This window comes from Paraburkholderia fungorum (assembly GCF_046026025.1).
Lineage (GTDB): Bacteria > Pseudomonadota > Gammaproteobacteria > Burkholderiales > Burkholderiaceae > Paraburkholderia > Paraburkholderia fungorum_E.
On record NZ_JAQQFL010000013.1, the window covers coordinates 137,715 to 159,230 of the forward strand.

Annotated in this window: 14 protein-coding genes; 10 read left to right on the forward strand and 4 right to left on the reverse strand. The window is 64.9% G+C overall.

Annotated elements, in window-relative coordinates:
- The first annotated feature begins 63 nt into the window (after window positions 1-63).
- From PQR67_RS16635 to PQR67_RS16650, 4 genes are all read left to right on the forward strand, one after another.
- A complete protein-coding gene (locus PQR67_RS16635) occupies window positions 64-543 on the forward strand; it encodes a BCAL1086 family glycoprotein (protein ID WP_408461151.1) in 480 nt (159 codons plus the stop codon).
- Between the two features lie 87 nt (window positions 544-630).
- Window positions 631-1,086, forward strand: a complete 456-nt coding sequence (locus PQR67_RS16640) for an Rrf2 family transcriptional regulator (protein WP_408461154.1) — start codon at window positions 631-633, stop codon at window positions 1,084-1,086.
- Window positions 1,087-1,253: 167 nt separating this feature from the next.
- On the forward strand, window positions 1,254-1,901 hold the full coding sequence (locus tag PQR67_RS16645; protein ID WP_408461156.1) for an NAD(P)-dependent oxidoreductase: 648 nt from the start codon (window positions 1,254-1,256) through the stop codon (window positions 1,899-1,901).
- A gap of 208 nt (window positions 1,902-2,109) precedes the next feature.
- On the forward strand, window positions 2,110-4,710 hold the full coding sequence (locus PQR67_RS16650) for a mechanosensitive ion channel family protein (protein WP_408461159.1): 2,601 nt from the start codon (window positions 2,110-2,112) through the stop codon (window positions 4,708-4,710).
- Between the two features lie 18 nt (window positions 4,711-4,728).
- Here PQR67_RS16650 and PQR67_RS16655 read toward each other — a convergent pair whose 3' ends face one another.
- A complete protein-coding gene (locus tag PQR67_RS16655; protein WP_408461299.1) occupies window positions 4,729-5,238 on the reverse strand; it encodes a cysteine dioxygenase family protein in 510 nt (169 codons plus the stop codon).
- Window positions 5,239-5,511: 273 nt separating this feature from the next.
- On the opposite strand from PQR67_RS16655, the gene PQR67_RS16660 reads away from it, so the two are divergent.
- Both PQR67_RS16660 and PQR67_RS16665 read left to right on the forward strand, forming a co-directional pair.
- Entirely contained in the window at window positions 5,512-5,994 is a 483-nt protein-coding gene (locus PQR67_RS16660) for an Lrp/AsnC family transcriptional regulator (protein WP_408461302.1), read from the forward strand.
- A gap of 86 nt (window positions 5,995-6,080) precedes the next feature.
- A complete protein-coding gene (locus PQR67_RS16665; protein WP_408461162.1) occupies window positions 6,081-6,284 on the forward strand; it encodes a hypothetical protein in 204 nt (67 codons plus the stop codon).
- Between the two features lie 156 nt (window positions 6,285-6,440).
- On the opposite strand, the gene PQR67_RS16670 is transcribed toward PQR67_RS16665, so the two are convergent.
- A complete protein-coding gene (locus PQR67_RS16670; protein ID WP_408461165.1) occupies window positions 6,441-8,900 on the reverse strand; it encodes an FUSC family protein in 2,460 nt (819 codons plus the stop codon).
- Between the two features lie 222 nt (window positions 8,901-9,122).
- Between PQR67_RS16670 and recC the strand changes: the two genes are divergently transcribed.
- From recC to PQR67_RS16685, 3 genes are read left to right on the forward strand one after another with little or no spacing between them, the layout of a single operon-like run.
- The gene (gene recC, locus PQR67_RS16675; RefSeq protein ID WP_408461168.1) at window positions 9,123-12,512 is read left to right on the forward strand and encodes an exodeoxyribonuclease V subunit gamma; all 3,390 of its coding nucleotides are present in this window, start codon (window positions 9,123-9,125) and stop codon (window positions 12,510-12,512) included.
- Window positions 12,509-16,213: an exodeoxyribonuclease V subunit beta gene (recB, locus tag PQR67_RS16680; protein ID WP_408461171.1), complete on the forward strand. Its 3,705-nt coding sequence runs from the start codon at window positions 12,509-12,511 to the stop codon at window positions 16,211-16,213. The genes recC and recB overlap by 4 nt, the downstream gene beginning before the upstream one ends.
- Window positions 16,210-18,543: an AAA family ATPase gene (locus PQR67_RS16685; RefSeq protein WP_408461174.1), complete on the forward strand. Its 2,334-nt coding sequence runs from the start codon at window positions 16,210-16,212 to the stop codon at window positions 18,541-18,543. Before recB ends, PQR67_RS16685 begins: the two co-directional genes overlap by 4 nt.
- Window positions 18,544-18,565: 22 nt before the next feature.
- Here PQR67_RS16685 and PQR67_RS16690 read toward each other — a convergent pair whose 3' ends face one another.
- Window positions 18,566-19,207 carry a VC0807 family protein gene (locus tag PQR67_RS16690; RefSeq protein WP_408461177.1) on the reverse strand — a complete coding sequence of 214 codons (642 nt, stop codon included), beginning with the start codon at window positions 19,205-19,207 and terminating at the stop codon, window positions 18,566-18,568.
- 150 nt (window positions 19,208-19,357) lie between these two features.
- Between PQR67_RS16690 and arfB the strand changes: the two genes are divergently transcribed.
- The gene (gene arfB / locus PQR67_RS16695) at window positions 19,358-19,762 is read left to right on the forward strand and encodes an alternative ribosome rescue aminoacyl-tRNA hydrolase ArfB (protein WP_408461180.1); all 405 of its coding nucleotides are present in this window, start codon (window positions 19,358-19,360) and stop codon (window positions 19,760-19,762) included.
- Between the two features lie 150 nt (window positions 19,763-19,912).
- On the opposite strand, the gene PQR67_RS16700 is transcribed toward arfB, so the two are convergent.
- The gene (locus PQR67_RS16700; protein WP_408461183.1) at window positions 19,913-21,208 is read right to left on the reverse strand and encodes a sensor domain-containing phosphodiesterase; all 1,296 of its coding nucleotides are present in this window, start codon (window positions 21,206-21,208) and stop codon (window positions 19,913-19,915) included.
- Window positions 21,209-21,516: the final 308 nt, after the last annotated feature.

The following is a 21,516-nucleotide window of genomic DNA, read 5'->3' on the forward strand; positions in this document are numbered from 1 at the left end:
ATCATGGGCGCGTTTTCGCATGCGAAAGCCGCTCGATGCGGCTCATACACAGCACATACCGACATGACTTTATCTATTCGCTCACCGTTGTTGCGCCGCGCCGCCGTTGTCGCTCTCGTGTTCGGCGGCCTTGCGGCTTGTCAGAAGAATGATGCGTCGGCGGATCAGGTCGCCGGCAAGCTCAACGATGTCGCGCAGGCCGCCAGCCAGAAGCTCGATCAGGCGGCCAGCTACGTTGGCCAGCAGGTCGATGCGACCAAGGCCACCGCGCAGCAGAACCTGGACTCGGCGGCCTCCGCGCCGTCGCTCAAGATCGATCCCGGCGCGTTGGCATCGACCGCGCAAGCCAACCTGCAAGGCGCGGCGAGCACGGCGAATGCGCAACTCGGCAAGGCGGCGGCGCTGACCGGCCAGGGTCTCGAGACGGCTGGGCGCAAGCTGCAGGAGTGGTCGGCGCAAAGTTCGGCGTCGGCGGCGGCCGGCTCGGCTTCCTCATCGGCATCGGGCGATGCCAGCGATGCGCAAAAGCAGATGGACAAGTGACAGGGCTGCCCCTCTGGCCGCCCGTTTGACAGTCGGATTAAATGTAATTATCATGGTTACATATTGTCGTTGCCGGGCAGGTTTGCTGTGAATACGAGTAGCCGGTTTGCGTTTGCTGTGCACGTGCTCGCGCTGCTGTCGTTGCAGGAGGGCGTGCCGCTCTCGTCGGAGATGATCGCGGGCAGCGTGAATACGAATCCTGCGCTGATCCGGCGTCTGCTGACCATGCTGGCCGATGCGGGTCTCACGACCTCGCAACTCGGCGCGGGTGGCGGCGCGTTGCTCGCCCGGGCGCCCGGGAGCATTACCCTGCTCGAGGTGTACCGCGCGGTGGACGACGCGCAATTGTTCGCCATGCATCGCGAGGAGCCGAATCCGGCGTGCATGGTGGGGCGCAATATTCAGGTCGTGCTGCGCGGTATCATCGACGATGCGCAGCAGGCCATGGAAGCGTCGCTCAGTGCGCGTACGCTGGCCGATGCCACTGCCGACGTGGTGCGCGCCGAACGGGCGCGTGAGCGTAAGCGGCGTTCGCAGGGGTGACGTAGCAGAGAAGCAGGACAGAAGCGGGACAGAAGCGGGACAGAAGGGTGCGCACGGCGTAGTCGGGACGTGCGCCTGAGAATGGACGGGGGCTTACGCCCCTCTTTTTTCCGGATTATATGTAATCAATGTGGTTACATATATGCTTATTTAACAGGAGTTTCGAAATGAGCAAACAGTTGAAGATTGCGTTGTTTGGCGCCACGGGCACGATTGGTTCGCGGATCGCAGCGGAAGCGGCCCGTCGCGGGCATCAGGTGACGGCACTGGCGCGCAATCCGGCGCGCGTGCCGGCGGATCTGGCGAATGTGAAGGCCGCCCAGGCCGATCTGCTCGACGCCGCGAGTGTCGGCGCCGCGGTGCGCGGCCACGATGTGGTGGCGAGCGCGTATGCGCCGCCGCACGACGATCCTGCCGCGTTGAGCAAGGCGACCCATGCGCTGGTCGACGGTGTGCGCGCAGCGGGCGTGAAGCGCCTCGTGGTGGTGGGCGGCGCGGGTTCGCTCGAAGTCGCGCCGGGCAAGCAACTGGTCGACGCGGACGGGTTCCCGGACGCCTACAAGGCAGTCGCACTGGCCCACCGCGATGCATTCGATTACTACCGTGGCGTCAGCGACCTCGACTGGACTTTCTTCGCGCCGGCCGCGCTGATTGCCCCGGGCGAGCGCACCGGCACGTTCCGCACGGGCGCGAACACCCTGATCGCCGACGCCGAAGGCAATAGCCGTATTTCCGCGGAAGACTATGCGATCGCCTTCGTCGACGAACTGGAGCAGGGCCGTTTTGTCCGTCAGATCGCGACGGCGGCTTACTGAGTCTTTACGGATGGCATGGACGGCATGGACCACGCGCGGCTCGTGCCGCGCGAGTCCGTTGCATACGCCGTAGCGGCCGCCCGGGCGACGAAGGGGGCTTGCGAATCCGCGAATTTGCGCAAGCCTCCTAACAATCGGTTACGCATGTTCGGTCGCCTGCGGTAAAACTGCGGCTACACTGGCGTCTCCCGTTTTCTTGCGGATCGCCATGCAGGCATGCCCATCGCGGCGTGAGTCCGGGGCCGCGCCGTCCAACGGCGGACAACCGGCGACTCGCGCCGTCTTTCATTTTCCTTCCAGTCAGATCGAATGCAGCGCTGGACGTGCTGTTCGTGCTCACGTTGCGGCGTGGTTCGGCGCGTGGGCGGCCACGCTCTGCCTTGCGCTGATTCTCTGCATCGGCTGGATGCCCACCGCCGCACAGGCTGCCGGCGCCGGCACGCCGGTCATTCCGGCGTTGCAAAGCCTGATCAATAGCGCGACGGCAACGCCTGCGTCTGCCGCCTCGGGCGCTTCGTCCGCGGACGCGGCCTCGGCGCCGTCGCCCGCGAGCCAGGCCGAACTGGCGCGCTCGCTCGACAGCGTGATCGCCACGCTCGACAACGACCGGCAGCGCACCGCGCTGGTCGCCCAGCTCAAAAAGCTGCGCGAGGTCTCGCAAAACGTCACGCCCCCCGCGCCCGCGCAGCCGAGTCCTGGCTTGCTCGGGGCGATCGCGTCGGGCATCGCGTCGTTCGAATCCGATGTGCATCAAGGCCGCACGCCGGTGCGCTATTGGGGCGGCCGCTTCAACGCGGCCGGCAACGAGCTCTACACGATCATTTCGGGTCAGGGGCAAGAGAGCTTCGGGCGCGTCCTCTTTTCGATGATCGCCATGCTGGCCGGCTGGGGCGCGTGCGCCGGCGCGCTGATCTACGTGCAACACCGGCTGTACCGGCGCTTTGGCATCGTTCTGGGGCTCAACCCGAATCCGACCACGCGCGAACTGCTGATCTTCGCGCTGCGCCGCGTCGGGCCGTGGATCGTCGCCTTTCTCGCCGCCTTGCTGTTCGTGCGCGCCATGCCCGATGCGCTCGGCCGTACGCTCGGCATGGTGGTGGCCTACGCGATTGTCGCGGGCGCGGTGTTTTCGGCGATCTGTCTGATCATGTTTTCGCTGTTCGGCTCGGGGCATCGGCGGGTTGCGGTGCGCCTGCTGCTCGATCACGCGCGGCGCATGTTGTTCGTGGTGGGCGTATGCGCCGCGCTCGGCGACGCGGCGGTCAACTACGACGTCGAGCATCAGCTCGGCTCGAATCTCGCCGCGCTGATTTCGACGGCCGCCAACATGACCGCTGCCGTGCTCACCGGTTATTTCGCGCTGGCGTTCCGCCGGCCCGTCGCGCATCTGATCCGCAACCGGGCTTACGAGCAGCGTAACGACCACAAGGCCGCAACCGACGCGTTCGACGTGCTCGCCTCGCTCTGGCACGTGCCGGTGCTGGTGCTCGCCACCGCGTCGGTGGTCGCCACGCTCGGCGGCTCGGGTTCCAGCGAAAACGTGCTGCAGATTTCGGTGGTGACCGCACTGCTGCTGGTGCTCGCATTTTTCCTGTCGGCCGTCGTGTTGCGCATGACGCGCCCGCGCAGCCCGCGCGCGCGGCGCCGCTCGCCTTATCTGTCGCGCTTGCTGCGCTTTTGCGGCACGCTGCTCACGCTGTTTATCTGGCTGTTCTTCTTTGAACTGGCGGCGCGTTTGTGGGGCGTATCGCTCGCGGAAGTCGTGGAGGAAAACGTTGCGGCGCGGGGGATTGCGCATGCGGTGACCGCGATCATCGCAACCGTGTTCATTTCATGGCTGCTGTGGATTCTGGTCGATACCGCGATCACCGAAACGCTCAATCCAGGCAGTTTGCGCAATAAGTCGCGTAATCCGAGCATGCGGGCGCGCACGATGCTGCCGCTGCTGCGCAACGTGTTGCTGGTGTCGATCATGACGATTGCCGGCATTGTCACCGCGGCGAACCTGGGCATCAACGTGACGCCGCTGCTGGCCGGCGCCGGTGTGATTGGTCTCGCGATCGGCTTCGGCGCGCAGTCGCTCGTGACCGACCTGATCACGGGGCTGTTCATCATCATCGAAGATACGATTTCGGTCGGCGACTGGATCGACGTGGACGGCGGCCATGCGGGCACGGTCGAGCATCTGTCGATCCGCACCGTCCGTTTGCGCGACGGGCAAGGCGCGATTCACGCGATTCCGTTCTCGCAGATCAAGATCGTCAAGAACCTGTCGCGCGACTTCGCCTATGCGGTGTTCGAAGTGCGGATGTCGTTCTCGACCGACGTCGATCAGATCACGCAACTGATTCGCGAAGTCGGCGCCGATCTGATGGCTGACTTCCGCTACCGGCGCGAAATGCTCGGGCCGATCGAGGTGTGGGGGCTCGACCGTTTCGATCCGAACTGGATGGTCGTGAAAGGGCAGATCAAGACGCGGCCGTTGCAGCAATGGAGCGTGGCGCGCGCCTTCAATCTGAGGCTCAAGCGCAAGATGGACGAAGCCGGCATCGAGATTCCGGTGCCGCAGATGCGTGTGTACACGTCATCGAAGGATAGTGAAGGACAGCCTTTGCAGGACGACGAACTTGCACATGGGCATGAACACGTGCATGCCGGGATGGGCGGCTCGGTGCGGGTAGCGCACGCTGCCGTAGCGGCGGCGCGCGACGTGTCGCACGAACCGCGTCCGGCGCCGCCGCCGACCGGCCAGACTGCGCCGATCCCGCCGCAGATTCCGACCGCGGGTGACGCGGGCGGCAAAAACTGAGTACGGCGGAGGCAGGTTTCAGACGAGCGCCGGTGCGTCGGCGGCGCGCACGATGTCGTTGACGTGCGTGGCGATCTGCGCGCCCGCGACGCCGTAAATATGCAGCGAGACGGCGGGTGCGTCGCTGAGATTGCCGAGCCGGTGAATGCCGCTTCTGCCGCCACGCACAAACGACACGGCGCCGCTATTGCGTGCTTGGGTTCGGGTGGCGCTGGCGCAATGCTGCGCGCCGTTCCATTCGAAGACCGTTTCGCTCAGCGTGCCGTCGAGCACCGCGTAGCCGCACCAGGTGTGGTGGGCGTGCACCGGGCTTGCCTGGCGCGGCAGCCATACCAGCGCGGCAATCGCATAGCGGCCGTGCGGATCGGCGGCCAGCAGATGACGCCGATAACTTTCAGCGGAGCCTTCGCGTTGCACCGGAGTGAGCAAGGCGGGATTCGCCGCGGCTTCGGCGAGCGCGATGCGCATGCTGCGCGCGAAGAAGGTCGAATTCGAAGGTTCGGGGAATTTCACGCAGGCTTCGAACATCGCATCGAGCGCCTCGCACAGGTGGACGAGCGGCGCGGTGCGGTGCGCGTGCGCGGGCGTTTCGTGCGCCCCGGCAAACTGCGTGGCGTGGGCGGAGGAACGGGCGACGGGTGTTGAACGGAGGTCTTGGCTCATGATCGCTGCGCAGCGGGGTGGCTGCTTATCGGTTATTTTTTGACAGAGATATTTATACCCGTTTGCCTGGAGAAAGAGTTTCCATATAATTCCACTCATAGTCTTAAAAGTAGAATAATTTCCTATAGGGGCGTGATGATGGGAATGGATATCATCGATCGGAAGCTGCTCGAACTGTTGCAGGAAGACGCAACGATGCCGATCGCCGAACTGGCGCAGCGCGTGAATCTGTCACAAACGCCGTGTTGGAAGCGGCTGCAACGTCTGAAAGAGACGGGCGTGATTCGTGCCCAGGTGGCGCTGTGCGACGCGCGCAAACTCGGCGTGGGCACGACCGTGTTCGTGGCGGTGCGAACGAATCAGCACACGGAGGCCTGGGCGCAGACCTTTACGCGTGCGGTGCAGGACATTCCGGAGGTGGTGGAGGTTTACCGGATGAGCGGCGAAACCGACTACCTGTTACGCGTGGTGGTGTCCGACATCGACGATTACGATCGCGTTTATAAGTTGTTGATCGCCGCCGTGCCGCTGTACGACGTGAGTTCCAGTTTTGCGATGGAGCAGATCAAATACTCGACGGCGCTGCCGGTGCGGCCTTCGGCGGTGGTGGAAGGGCGTTGACTGCAAGCCACGCGCAAGCTCAGTGGGCGTAGAATGCCGCCTTCCCAGACACAATTCGCGACCGCCTCGCGAACCGAGCCCGCCTCATGAACAAACCGCCGCGCAAGAAGAACCCGACCTTTGGCATTGCTATTTTCATCGTGGTCGCGGTACTGCTGGTGATCGCCACGCTCTTCTATAACGCCATCACGGAAAAGCGTGAGTTCGACCGTCAGAACGAGCCGGCGCCGACGATTGCCTCAGACGCGGCGGCTGCGGTGGCGAAGCCCGCAAGCGGCGCTGCTCAGTAAGGCAGACGACACGGCCGATTGTCGAACCGCTGTCGCGGCTGACTTGGCGGCCGCGCCTCGTGCGGTGTCGATTGCCGGTGGGTGTTGTAAGCCTGCGGTGAAAACACCGCGTACGACGAGCGACGAGGCCTGGCCGTTGTTGTGGCTCTCGTTGTGTCAAGCCTCCGGCAGGCGAATCACGCTCGCATCCTTGCGAATCTGCGCCGACGCCGTCAGCATCTGCTTGCACTGATGGGCGAGCAATTTCATGTCATGCACGGCGTCGGCCGAGTAATCCGGCGATTTCTCCGTCTCGACCACCATCACATCCAGCTCACGCATCAACTGTTTGACCTGTTCGCCCTGGTCGGCAGGTGGCGCGCTACCTGCTTCGGCCTCGGTCAGATTGTCGCGGACCACACTCAGCGCACGTTGCAACGGCTGTAGCGAGACGCCGTCGGCTTGCTGCTGTGCGGAGGTGCGCAGCAATGGCGCGGCCGCGGTGATCTGCGAGGCGAGCACGTGGCTGCGCACCAGCAGGTCGTTCAATTCCGGCACGAACTTCTGCGCGGACTTTGGCTCGAGCATCATGCGCTGGAACGCCTGGCCCAGATTGGCAAACGCGACGTGGACATTCTTGCGCGCGAGCCGGTAGCGATAATCGCGATCGAGCGCGGTTGCAGCGGCGGCAGCGGCAGGGGATGCGCCGCCGGCCGGCTTGGTGCTCGCGTTGCTGACCGTGGCGGTACTGCTGGTACTGCTGGCGCTGCCTGAACCAGCGATGGCGCTCGTACTGGCTCCAGCGTTTGCCACCGCGCGAACCGGCTTGCCGAATTCGATCGCCGGATCAGCCATTGCCGCGGCAGGTGCGAACGCGCCGGCTTCAGTGACCGTGGCCACCACAGCGGCGGCCGGCTTGCCGCTCCACCACCAGCTCGCTTCCAGATACTGCCGCGTGGCGTTGATCATGTTGTTGACCAGCTTGCCCATCAACCGGTATTCCCAGTAGGGGAACAGGTGGCTCGCCGCAATCGCGATCGCGCAGCCTACCACCGTATCGATCGCGCGTTCGCCGATGATGCGCATGCTGCCCGGCGCGAGCAGGTGGAACATGAGCAGCACGTACGAAGACGTGAACACCACGCTCGCCGTGTAATTGAACAGCAACAGGCTGTAGCTCATCACCATTGACGCGAACATCACCACCAGCAGGATGTGCGGCTCCTTGACGAAGATCATCAACGCGATGCTCGCTGCACAGCCGATCAGCGTGCCGATGATCCGCTGCCCGTTGCGCTGCTTGGTCAGCGAATAGCCCGGCTTCAGAATGATGACCGTGGTCATCACGATCCAGTATGCATTGGTGAGCGGCAGCAGACGGCCGAGCCAGAAACCCACGGCGACCGCAATCGTCACGCGCAGCGCATGGCGGAAGCTCGGCGAGGCCATGGTCAGATTCGAGAAGATTTGCCCGAATGGCACGCGGCGGCTCGATACGAAGCGGGAAAGCGCCTGGTCGAGGCGCAGTTCGGTTTCAGTGCCGCTCGCGCCCGGATCGCTCGACAGGCTTTTGCGCATTTTGTCGATCAGGCGCGTGGCGCTCCAGATGCGCCGGAAGGTGGACGATACCGCCGAATAAGCCTCGGGGTTTTTGGCCGCCAGGTCCTGCTTGCGCATCTGGTCGATCTCGAACTCAATGGCGCGCAATTCGGCTTTCACGTTCACGCGCGTACGCGGCGGCTGGTTTTGCAATACCGCGAGTCCAATTTCTTCGAGATCGGCTGCGGATTTGCGAATCAGGTCGCGGTAGAACACCAGCAGGTCGGAGCCGCCAAACGTATTGCGCACCAGCGAGTAATCGACATGCGTGCCGACAAACAGCTCGTGCAGATCGACGGTATTGATGAACAGATTGAACAGCATGGCCCGGCGTGGTTCGAGCCGGCCGGTTTTCAGTTTGGGCAGATTGCGCAGCACGATGTCGCGCGCAGCATCCTGACGATCGACCGCGGAGATCTGCTTGTCGACCAGATTGCGATAGCACTCGTCGAGATCGTTATCGAGATCGTAGAAGGCGGCGCGTGCGAGGAGATAGTCCGCGCACGCGAACACACTTTCGGCAAGCGCCTGCTGTTCGATGCGATGCATCATCCAGCGGCTCACGAAGGTCGACCAGTACGTGTACCAGAGACCGCCCACCAGAATCCACGACGCATTGACGAGCGCCTGCATCGGCGTGAAGTGCTCTTCCAGCGTCACGATCATCATGAACAGCGTGGCGAAGCTGATCTGCGGCCAGCGGTTGCCATATACGACGATCAATGAGAGCACGAACGTGAGCGGCACGACCGTGCACCACAACGCGACCGCATTGACGGTAGCGAGACCCGTGGCGAGCGCGGACAGAAAACCGATCACCGTGCACGCCAGCATCTCGTTGTGCTTGTACTTGAGCGGGCCCGGCATATCGACCACACAGGCGCCGAGTGCGCCGGTCGCGATCGTAAAGCCGAGTTCGCGATCGTGAAATACGATCAGACACAATACGGCCGGTAACGACACGCCGACCGCGATGCGCAGGCCGCCATAAAAGTACTGGCTGTAAAGGAATTTTTTTATTTCAACCGAATAGCGCATCGACTGCCTGAAATCCATTCACTGAGAAAACGCGGTTGAAAAGGTCGGCCCGGGCCGACCCGGGGCAGACCCGAACTGCCGTCGAGTCTAACTGATTTTGTGCCCGATCAGACCTCGTCCGTTCGGCCAGGTTCTGCCCTGGGAGCGCGTTTGTTATGCTGTCGCTTCAGTATCTGTCGTGGCCTGGGCGTTCCGCTCGCGCCGCCTGCTTCCCCGGAATCCATGCTCCAACTCTTCTACTCGAACCGCTACGAAACCCTTGTCGGCGCGCTGCTCGACGACCTGGCGCAAGCGCCGTCCGACCCCTGGAGCGCGCAGCCTGTGATCGTCCCTAGCGCGGCGGTGCGGCGCCGGCTCGAGCTCGACATTGCGGCGCGCCAGGGAATCTGCGCGAATGTCAATTTTGCTTACCTCGCGCAATGGCTGTGGGCGCAAATCGGCGGCGTAATCGAGGTGCCCAGGCATTCGCCGTTCGCGCCGGACCGGCTTGTCTGGCGCTGCTACCGGTTACTGGGAGAAGCGGATGAAGCCTTGCCCTGGAACGCCTCGCCGCGTCTGCGTACTTATCTCGATGCGGCGGATGCGTCGATGCGCTATGAACTGGCGCGCCGTGTGGCCACCGTACTCGACCACTATCTGACTTATCGTCCGGAATGGCTGCTGCAATGGCAGAAGGGCGGTTCGATCTTCGCGAGCGGCGCCGCGGCAGACACCGGCCCGCGTCTTGTCGGCGCGAGCGAGGCGGCGCGTGAGGACGAGCGTTGGCAAGCGGCACTGTGGCGCGCCGTGCTCGCCGAAGTGGCGGGCAACGCGCAAACGCCCGCAGCCGCCTTGCCGCCCGCTTATCGCTTTCTCGAGGAAATCGGCACGCTCGATCTGGAAGCCATCTCGAACGCGCGGTGGCCCGAAGCGGTCAGCGTGTTCGCGCTGCCCACCATGCCGCCGCTGCACGTCGCATTGCTGCGCGCGCTATCGCGCTGGGTCGACGTGCGGCTGTACGTGTTGAACCCATGCCGCGAGTTCTGGTTCGACGTGGTCAGCGCGGGCCGCGTCGAAGCGCTCGATGCGGCGGGCCAGCTCGATTATCAGGAAGTGGGTCATCCGCTCCTCGCCGAGTGGGGTCGTCAGACGCAGGCGCAGCTGCACATGCTGCACGAATTGACCGAGAGCGCCGCGTCCGGCGAGACTGGCGAATTCACCGAGAATCCCGAACCGAGCTGGCTTGCCGCCGTGCAGAACGGCATCCTCGATCTACGGGCGGAAACGGGCACAGACGCGGGCACCGACGAATTGCCCATCGAGAACGGCATTGAAGTCCACGTATGTCATAGCCTCTCGCGCCAGCTTGAAGTGCTGCATGATCGCCTGCTTGGGTGGTTCGACGAGTTCGACGATTTGCAGCCCTCCGACGTGCTGGTTGCCGTGTCCGATCTCGCGGCCGCCGGACCATTGATCGATGCGGTGTTCGGCACTGCGCCTCCTGGCGATACGCGCCGCATTCCCTACCGGATTACCGGCTTGCCGCCCTCGCAGGCGAATCCGGTCGCGCGTTTGCTACTGGACTGGCTGGCCTTGCCCGAGCGTAGCGTGGGCGCGCCGGATCTGATCGAATGGTTGCGGGTCGATGCGATCGCCGCGCGTTACGGGATCGATGCCGGTGCGCTCGAAACCGCGCAGGAGTGGCTCGCGGCAGCCGGTGCGCGGCGCGGCCTCGTGCCTGGCGAGCCGACGGGCGAGCATGTGCCGGTCGCGCGCCATACGTTTGCCGATGCGCTGACCCGGCTCTACCTCGGCTACGCGATGCCGGATGGCGGCGAACCGGTCGATGCCTGGTTGCCCGTTGAAGGCGCGGACGGGTCGCAGGCCGAGCTTCTTGGCCGCCTGTCACATTTTGTCGACGATATCGAAAGCTTCGCGCAGCACTGCGCGCTCGAGCAGACACCTGCCGAATGGACGCAATTGCTGCTCGAAACGCTCGCGCAGTGTTTCGACGGCGGCGTGGAATTTGCCGATTCGATGGCGGCGGTGCGCGACGCCATCGACAAGATGGGCGAAGCGATGCAAGCGGGTGCGCAAGACATCATGCTGCCGGCTACCGTGGTGCGCGGCGCGCTCACCGAGGCGCTCGACGATCCTGCGCGCGGTGGCGTGCCCTGGGGGAGCGTGACGTTTTCTTCGCTGACCAGCTTGCGCGGCTTGCCCTATCGCATCGTCTGTCTGCTCGGCATGGACGACGGCGTGTTGCCGAGTCTCGCCCGCGCGGACGAATTCGACCTGATGGCCGCGTTCGGTAAAGCAGGCGACCGCCAGCGCCGCGACGACGAACGCAATCTGTTCCTCGATCTGCTGCTGGCTGCGCGCGACCGGCTGTTCATCGCCTATACCGGCCGCAGCATTCGCGACAACGCGCCGTTGCCGCCGGCCGCGCTGGTCGACGAATTGCTCGACCACCTCGGGCAAGTGTCGGCAGGCGAAGGGGCGAGTCCCGCGGAAATCGAAGCCGCACGGCATGCGTTCATCATCGACCACCCGCTGCAGGCGTTCGCATCGGACTATTTCTCGTCGCAGCGCGATCTCTTCACTTACGACGTGGATCGCGCGGAACTCGCGAGTTTGCTGGCCGCGCCGCAGCATCCGGCGGCCGCGCCTTTCTTCGATCAACCGCTGCCCGCCGAAGACACCGTTTCCGTTGCATTCGACGAGTTCGTGCGTTTCTGGCGTCATCCTGCACGTGCCTTGTTGCGCGATCGCCTGGGTATCGTGTTGTCGGACGCGCAGGGCGAGTTGCTCGACACCGAGCCGTTCGAACTCGATTGGGCCGGCCGGGATGCGTTGGCGGAGCGGCTCCTGCCCGTACTGCTAGACAGCGATATCGAAGACGAAGACGGCATGTTCGAGCGCGTGCGCCGCGTTGCCGCGGCCAGTCCCGAACTGCCGGGCGGCGCGACCGGTGCGGTATGGCGTTCGCGCGAACTCGGCGCGCTTCGCCAACTCGCCGACAGCGTGCGCCGTGAAGTCGCCTCGGGTGTCGAGCGCTTGCCGTTCGTGCTCGATATCGCGCCGCGCTGGCCCGAACGTGCTGAGATCGCCGATACGCTCTTCGGACCTCACGACGCGGCGCTGCGCAAAGCGGCCGAAACACCGCTGCAACTGCATGGCACCTTGAATTTGCTGACCGAAACAGGACAAGTGATTTTCCGCTACGCCAAACCCACTGCACGTGACTATCTGTCGGTGTGGCTCGCGCATCTGGTCTATTGCGCGGCGCAGCCGAACGGCCCACGCCGCACGGTCTGGCATGGCAGCGGCGAGAGCTTTGAGCTCACGCCGGTCGCTGCACCGCTCGACGAACTGGCGCCGCTTGCCGCGTTGTTCAGGGCCGGGCGCATGCTGCCGCTGCGCTTTTTCCCGAAGAGCGCATGGGTCAAGGTCAGTGAGAGCGATTCGGCGGCACAGGGCGTGTGGATCAATGATCGTGTGCGCGGCGAGTCCGACGACCCCGCCTTGCGCATCGCGCTGCGCGGCACGCCACTGACGCTCGACGAACCGTTCGGCAGTCTGGCCTCGATCGTCTTCAAACCGCTCGTTCAGCATCTGCGGAGCGCATCATGAGCGGCGTCGCTCACCATCACGCGCTGGTCGCGCAGGAGCTCGACGTCTTTGCCTGTTCGCTCGAGGGTGTCAACCAGATCGAGGCGTCGGCGGGAACCGGCAAGACCTGGAACATCTGCGCGTTGTACGTGCGGCTGCTGCTCGAAAAGAACCTGAACGCCGATCAGATTCTGGTCGTGACCTTCACGAAGGCGGCGACCGCGGAGTTGCACGAGCGGATTCGCGGGCGGCTCGCGGAACTGGACCGCGCTATCGATACGGACGACGACGGCGGCGATCCGTTCATCCAGCGTCTCTTTGAAACGACGCTGGCGCCGGAGCGAGGCATCGATCGCGAGAGTGCATTGAAGGTCGTGCGCCGTGCATTGCGCACGTTCGATCAGGCCGCGATTCACACCATTCACGCGTTCTGTCAGCGCGCCTTGCAGGAAGCGCCGTTCGCCGCCGCCATGCCGTTCGCGTTCGAAATGGAAGCCGACGACGCTGCGTTGCGTTTCGAAATGGCGGCCGATTTCTGGCGTGAGCAAGTGGAACCGGTGGCCTACGCGCATCCTGCTTTCGCGGCATGGCTCGTGGCCAAACGCGCCGGTCCCGCGTCGCTCGACGAGCAACTTGCGCGGCGGTTGAAGAAGCCGTTGGCGCAGCTACGCTGGGGCAAGCTCGACGCAGGTGGAAACGATGCCGATCCGCAGGCGCGTTTCGATGCTGCGTGCGCGGTCTGGCAGGCGGAGCGCGACGGAATCGTTAGTCTGCTTGGCGAAGCGCAAGACCGTCTGAGCAAGACTTCGCACAAACCCGATCTCGTGAGCGCCGCCATCGCCGCGTGGACCGAATACTTCGCCCAGGGCGATTGCCATGCGCCACCGCCGAAGGCGGCCTTGAAGCTGACCGTGTCGGCGTTGAAGAAGGCCACCAAGGTCAAGTTCGAACCGCCCGAGCATCCGTTCTTCGAGCATGCCGAGGCGCTGGCCGCAGCCGTGATCGCGGCCGAAGCAGCACAACGCGCACGCTGGCTTTCGCTTATCGAGACCTGGCTCGACTACGCGCCCGCCGAACTGGTGGCACGCAAACGCACGCGCAGGGTGGTGTCGTTCGACGACCTGCTGTCCAATCTGTATCGCGCGCTCGCGGCCAATCCCTGGCTTGCCGATGCTTTGCGCACGCGTTATCCGGCCGCGCTGATCGACGAGTTTCAGGATACCGATCCGTTGCAATTTGCGATCTTCAGCCGCATCTTCGCGCCGGCCGGCCCGCTGTTTCTGGTCGGCGATCCGAAGCAGGCGATCTACAGTTTCCGCGCGGCGGATCTGCATACCTATCTGGCGGCGCGCGAGGCCGCTTCGGCGTGCTACACGCTGGCGGTCAATCAGCGTTCGACCGCGCCGATCGTCGAGGCCTGCAACCGGCTATTCGAAGCGAATCCTCAGGCGTTCGTGCTGGACGGTCTCGGCTATCAGCCGGTGCGGGCCGGCGAGCGGCGTCGTCCGCCGTTCTCCGAACCGAATGCAGGCGCGGGCGACTTCCGCATCTGGACTCTGCCGCAAGGCGACGCGGCGCTGACCAAACGCGAAGCGCAGCGCGCGGCGAGCGAAGCCTGCGCCGCCGAGATTGTGCGGCTCCTGCGCGGTGCACGCGAAGGGGCGGTGACGATCGGCGACGCGCCGCTCGCGCCGGGCAATATCGCGGTGCTCGTGCAAACGCACAAGCAGGGCAGTCTGATCAAGCGTGTGCTGGCGTCGTGGGGCGTCGGCAGCGTGGAACTGGCGCAGGCTTCGGTGTTCGCGACGCTGGACGCCGAGCAGATCGAACGCGTGCTGGCCGCGGTCGATACGCCGGGCGATCTGCGCCGCTTGCGCGCCGCGCTCGCCACTGATTGGCTGGGTCTCGACGCCGCTGCGCTGTGGCGCCTCGAGCAGGTCGCCGACGCGCCGGCGCCGACCGACGACCCTGCGCATACCGCGGACGCGATGGGTTGGGTCGAACGTTTCTCACGCTATCGCACGCTGTGGCACGAGCGCGGCTTCGCCTTGATGTGGCGCACGCTGATGCGCGAGTTGCGAGTCGCACAACGGCTGGTGGCCGGAGCGGACGGCGAGCGCCGCCTGACCAACGTGAATCATCTGGCCGAGCTCGTGCAGGCGCGCGCCGCCATGCAACCCGGCATCGCGCCGACCTTGCGCTGGCTCGCCGCGCAACGCACGCAAGGCGGTGGCGAAGACGCGCAGTTGCGACTCGAGTCGGATCGCAATCTCGTGCAGATCGTCACCGTCCACAAATCGAAAGGGCTGGAATATGCGGTCGTGTTCTGCCCGTTTCTGAACGACGGTGCGCTGCGTGAGCCGCCATCCTCCGGCTTGCCCGATGCGCGCGAGTATCACGACGAAACGGGCGGCGCAGTGCTGCACTACGGTTGCGATGACGAAGAGGCCGAACGCGCATCGCGTGACGCGGCGCGCGAGCAGGCGGCGGAACGGGCGCGGCTCGTCTATGTGGCGCTGACGCGCGCGGTGTATCGCTGCTATCTGGTTGCCGGGACTTATCTTTCGTCGCGTTCCACCAAGGAGTCTCGCCGCAGCGTGCTGAACTGGCTGGTGGGCGGCAACGGTCACAGCTTTGACGATTGGCTCACCGATCCGCCCGACGAAGCCGCCTTGTCCGAACGATGGCACGCGTTGGCGGGTGGCCCGATCACGTTGCAGGCATTGCCGAAAGTGGAGCGCCGCGTACCGTTGGAAAGCCTCCAGGAGAGCGGCGCGCGAATGCAGGCGCGCGCCAATCGGCGGCCGTTGCGCGATCAATGGCGCATGGCGAGCTTCAGCGGCTTGATTGCCGCCGGCAGCAAAGCCGAGGAGAGGCATGTTGCTGCGGAAGAAGTGCGTCCCGATCACGACGAGATCGTCGATGCGCTTGCGCCTGCGCCGTTGCACGCGCCGTTGCCGGTGCCGCAAGCACCGTCCTGCGCGGAGGACGACATTCTCGCGTTTCCACGCGGCGCGGCGGCGGGCGAGTGTCTGCACCGCATGTTCGAACTCGCGGATTTCACCGATCCGCAGACGTGGCCCGAGGCGATCCGGGGCGCCTTGCGCGAGCGCCCGGCGCCGGCTGTGCCCGAACTCGCGGTGCGGTTGCCGGCCATGATGCATCGACTGATTGCGGACGTGGTGAGCACCGAGCTTGTGCCCGGCATGGCGCTTGCCAACCTGAATCCGCAGCGGCGTCTGAACGAACTCGAATTTCTGTTTGCCGCGCCTTCGCTCGATTTTCCTGCGCTGCGCGAACTGCTGATCGAATACGGCTATCCCGACGTGGCGCTGGAGCCCGGCGTGTTGCGCGGTTTCGTCAAAGGATTTATCGACATGATCGTTGAGCACGACGGGCGCTTCTGGATTGTCGACTGGAAGTCGAACCATCTGGGCGACACCACCGCCGACTACTCCGCAGCGCCGCTCGAAGCGGCGATGGCGAGCCACGCGTATCACCTGCAGGCATTGCTCTATACGGTGGCGCTGCATCGTTATCTGAAAACGCGGGTGCGCGACTACGCATACGACACGCACATTGGCGGCTATCTCTATCTGTTCGTGCGCGGCGTTCGTCCATCGTGGCGCGATGCCGATGGGCCGGCCGGCGTGCATATGCGGCGCCCCGCATTCGAACTGGTGGCGCTGCTCGACGCGGCAATGATCGGAGGTGCCGCATGAGCACGTTCGAGCGGGACTCTTCCGCGCTGCCGGAGCTCGATGACATTGGGGTGAATCTGCCCGCGCCGGCAGATTTCAGCACCGCGCTTGCCGAAGGCTTCGCGCGCCGCATCGGTACGCTGGCGCGGCGCGGCGGCGCGTCGGGCGAGGCAGTGAAGTGGGCGGCGCGGGCCGCCTTCGCCGCGAGCCGCGCGACCGCCGAAGGGCACGTATGCCTGCCGCTTGCCGTGCTGGCGCGCCGCTTCGATGCGTCGAGCGCACAAGTGCGCGCGGCGCTGTTCGCAAGCGGCATGGCTAGCGACGGCACGCAAAGCGCGGCGGCGTTGCGGCCGCTGGTGATCGACGGGCAAGGACGGCTGTATCTGGCGCGCTATTACGACTACGAGCGGCGTCTCGCGCGCTCGCTGGTTATGCATGCGGGCGGGGGGCAGGTGGAAGATGTGCGGGCTCCTGGGCGTACGCGGACTGCGGCCGATACCGGCGCGCGCGCGAGCGCAGGTGCAGATGCAGGTGGCGCTCCAGATACGCGGGCAGCTGCCGGTGAAGGTGGAAATGCTGGCGCTGGCGGGGCTTCACGCGCGGGTGCAAATGCAGGTGCCAGTGCAGGCGCGGACGCGACCGTTCAAGCGTTGCACGAACGTCTGCTTCGCTATTTCGGCGCGCCGCAGGACGACGAGGTCGATTGGCAACGTGTCGCGGCCGTCATGGCGCTGTCCGGGCGATTGACCATTGTCAGCGGCGGCCCGGGCACTGGCAAGACGACTACCGTGGTCGGCGTGCTTGCGTGTTTGCTGGATGCGCGGGCCGATCTGCGAATCGCATTGGCGGCGCCCACCGGCAAGGCCGCGCAACGGATGCAGGAAGCCTTGCTCGCGCGTGCCGGCGATTTACCGCCCGAACTCGCGGCGCGCTTGCCGCAGACGTCGTACACCTTGCATCGGCTGCTCGGTTCCGGGCCGGGGGGCCGCTTCCGGCATCATCGCGAAAACCCGCTGCCTTACGACGTCGTCGTGATCGACGAGGCGTCGATGATCGACGTCGCGATGGCGGCGCATCTGCTCGACGCCATTGCACCGCAAACGCGTCTCGTGATGCTGGGCGACAAGGATCAACTCGCTGCCGTCGAGGCCGGTGCGGTGTTTGCCGAGCTCAGTGCGCGGCCTGCTTTTACGCAAAATGGACTGCAGCGGATCGCCGGGGCGCTTGGCATTGAGGTGGCGCGGTTGTCGCGAGCGCTGCCGGGCGCATCGAGCGGCTTTGACGACGGGCATGACGGGCTTGTTGCCTACGAAGGTGCGCCGGACGTTTTTGATGCGCCTCCCGATGACTTGTTCGCCGACGCCGACGCCGACGCCGACGCGCAGGGTGCCTTCAATGAACTACCCGGCGACGATCTCTTTGCAAATAGTCCTGAGCCGACTGGCGGAAGACCATCGGCTTCGGCTTCGGCTTCGCGATCGGCGCTGGCCTCAGGCTCACTATCCCCTGCGCCAGCTCAAAACCCGCTCGCCGACTGCGTCGTCTGGCTCGAACGCAACTATCGATTCGGCCTCGAATCGCCGATCGGCCGTTTGTCGCTGGCGATTCGGAACGGCTCGGCCGGCGTGGCGCTCGAAGCGCTACGCATCGACCCTGCCGAGCCCTGCGCGGCGGCGTTGTACGAAGACACGCATGCGACGCTTGCCGATCGCACCGTCACGCGCCTTGCCGCCGGTTTTGCGGCGTACGCGCAGGCGCTTGCAGAAGCGCTAACCGCCGATACACCGGACCCATTGCCGCTCTTCGATGCGCTGAACCGTTTCCGAATTCTCTGCGCGACGCGTTCGGGGCCGCGCGGCGTCGATCAGGTGAACGCCGCGATGGCCGCTCAGGTGCGGCGCTCGGCGGGCGTGACGTTGGCGGTGGGCGCGCAGTGGTTCGCCGGGCGTCCCGTTATGGTCACGCGCAACGATTACGCGCTGGGTCTGTTCAACGGCGACATCGGCATTGCGCTGCCGGGCGCGGGCGGCGCATTGCGCGTGTATTTCCGCACGGGTGACGGTGGTCTGCGAGCCGTGTCGCCGGCAGCACTGCCGCCGCACGACACGGCATTCGCGCTCACGGTTCACAAATCGCAAGGCTCGGAGTTCCAGCATGCGGTGTTGATGCTGCCGTCGGTGTTCAGCCGCGTGTTGTCGCGCGAACTCGTGTACACGGCGATTACCCGCGCACGTGAGCGGGTGGAGGTGATCGGTGCACGCGCCGTGCTGGCGCAGGCAATCGCGACACCGACGCAGCGTGATTCGGGTCTCGCCGCGCGAATTGCGCAGGCGTGGCGCATTGCACGGTAGCGTGAAGCGGCCGAGGCCGTGCTCAGCTCGCGACCCCGTCCGGTTGCGTGTGCGCCTCGGCGCGGTTGCGCATGGTCTTGCGGTACCACACCGTCCAAAGGGCCAGGCCGCCGTATATGGCATAGCCAATGAACGGCGAGATCACCAGGAAGCGCTCGATCGGCCAGGTGAGCGCCATCCATGCGCGCAGCGCTGTTTCACCGGTCAGGCCGATGCCCCATACCAGCGTCATGAACCGCATTGCACTGACGAGAGCCGGGCGCTCGCGCCACAACATTTCGAAGCGCTCGGCACCGCCTTCCATTTCGCGGGCGACGGTGGCGCGCGCCAGATAGAAGATCAGTGGACGGCGCAGTGGCAACGAGAGCAGAAACACCACGCCCACCGCGCCGGACACCAGCGACTCCCGCAGCAACAGCATGCGAGGGCTGCCGCCCAGCGCCATTGCCGCGACCGACAGCACGATGCCTGCCACGACCATCACGCTGAGCGCGTCGACGCGCCGGAAGCGCACCAGTTCGATCAGGCTCCAGACGATCGGTGGCACGGCGGAGGCGATCAGGGCGCCGGTCTCGCCCAGGTGCGGTAGCGAGAAGCGGTAAGCCAGCCATGGCAGCAGAAAGTTGACGACCAGTTCCAGCACAAAACCCGGACGGAGTTTCATATAAATTTACGCTGTAAGCGAAAACCGCAGTATCAACGAACTGACTGTCTCGATGCAAATGGTTTTTCGCATCGGCGACCGCGCCTGATAGCCCGTCGTCGGTAATCGCCGCGCGCTGTGTACACTTGCATCTCCTAGCCCAATCCAGTCATGACATCCCGCTATCCGATCCCACCGAATGAAATCGAATTGACCGCAGTGCGCGCGCAAGGAGCGGGCGGTCAGAACGTCAATAAGGTCTCCAGTGCCATCCATCTGCGTTTCGACGTACAGGCGTCGTCGTTGCCGGACGTGCTGAAGATGCGCCTGCTCGCTCTGTCCGATCATCGGCTTACGCGCGACGGGGTGGTGATCATCAAGGCGCAGGAGCATCGCACTCAGGAGATGAACCGCGCGGCAGCGCTGGCGCGGCTCGATGAACTGATTGAAAGCGTCAGCGTGACGCGCAAGCCGCGCGTTGCGACCCGGCCGACGCGCGCTTCGAATCGGCGTCGCCTCGACAGCAAAGCGAAGCGCAGCGAGGTTAAGTCCGGCCGCGGGCGGGTAGAGGATTGAAGCGGCTTGAAGCGGATTGAAACGGCTAGAGCTTGAAACGGCTAAAGGGAGTTACCGGCTCTAAAGGCAGAGCCGGCGAGACGCAGGTTGCCGATTGCTAACCCGTAGCGCAATCCGAAGTGCTGCCTGAAGTGCAACCCGCAGCGAGGCTCAGCGTTTGCCTCCGCGTCCGCCAGAACGCTTATCGGCCGCCGACGTCGTCGGCACAAAGTCGACGCACAGCACATGGGTGCCGTCACGCTCGAACGCAATCGCCGCCGTATAGCAATCCTGGCCGTCCGCGAGCGAATAGTGCGGACCCATCATCGCGACGCGCCCGGGAGCGGCGAGCGCATGCTTGAAATAGGCCCGCCGCGACCAGTTGCTGCGGGTATCGGTGTAGAGCGGCGCGAGCCGCGACGGCGGGGGCGGCACCGAGGCGGCCGCGATCGACGCCTGGGTCTGTTCGCCTTGACCGTCGGTGATGAACACCCGCCGCGCCTCGCGCAGATGCCAGATTTTTTGTGCCGCCTGCTGCAGATCGCCGCTGGCTTTGAAGGCGTCGGCTGCGGCAAGCACGGCTTCGGCGAATCCTTCGAAGCCGAGCCGCTGGTGGCCGGCGTGGGCGTGTTCGTAGGCGGCGAACTGGGTCCACATCGACTCGATCAGCGCCGGCACTCCGGCACATGCGGCCTGCACTGAGCTCTGCGGCTGGCCGAGCCGGAAACCCTGCACGAAATCGACATCGGCCTGCATCAGGATCATCAGCTCTTCGTCGGTTTCGACGCCTTCGGCGAGTACCAGCGTGCCGGACTGATGGAGCATCGCGATCAGGTGGCTGATCATCGAATCGTCGCCTTCACGCTTGCCCGCCCGTGCGACCAGTGAACGGTCGAGCTTGACGATATCGGGGCGAAAGCGCCATACGCGGTCGAAGTTCGAAAAACCCGTGCCGAAGTCGTCGATCGCAATCAGAAAATCGCGTGGCTGCGACGCGGCGAGCATGCTGGCGACGGCGGATTCATCGTCGGCGGGTTGTTCAAGTACTTCGATCACGATGCGCTCCTGCGGCAGGCCGAAGTGCGCCGAGAGCTCGTCGATGAAGGTACGCTGCGGCCAGCCGGTTTCGAACACCTGGGGGCGCGTATTCAGAAACAGCCATCCTGTGCTGATGCCTTGCTCCATGAAATTCGCCACATGCAGGCAACGCGCGATGCGATCGAGTTCGCGTGCATCGGCGGCCGAGCGCGTGCCGGAAAACAGCACTTCTGGCGATACCGGCAGGCCGACGGGATCGAACGCGCGCAGCAGGCCCTCATAGCCGACCACACACTGATGCGTGACGGACAGTACCGGCTGGAACACGCTATGCAGGGTTAGCGCGCGCCATGTCGCGGTCCAGCCGGACTCGTCCCGGATCAGATGCGGGAGCAGGCCGCGCAGGGTCAATTCGCTGACGGTTGGCATAAGTGCGGGCATAAGGGCGGGCATGAGAGCGGCCATGGCGACATCGCGGTGAGCGGGTGACAGGGCGCGCGAACAGATTCAGCGCGCAACGGGGGCACAGCCCAGGCGTCGGTAGGGCAAGGTGGGTACAGCCCGGGAACGCGGAGAGCAATGCCAGCCATGCTGGACTCCGGCGGGATTTGTCAAAATCAGTCTATCAGTTCGCACTTTGCATGAATGTGCGGGTTATCACAGACGCGTGATGTAGCCGGGTGCCCGGCAGACCGGCCGTGGCGCGGCAGTTGACCGTGGCGCCGTGGGCGTTTCGC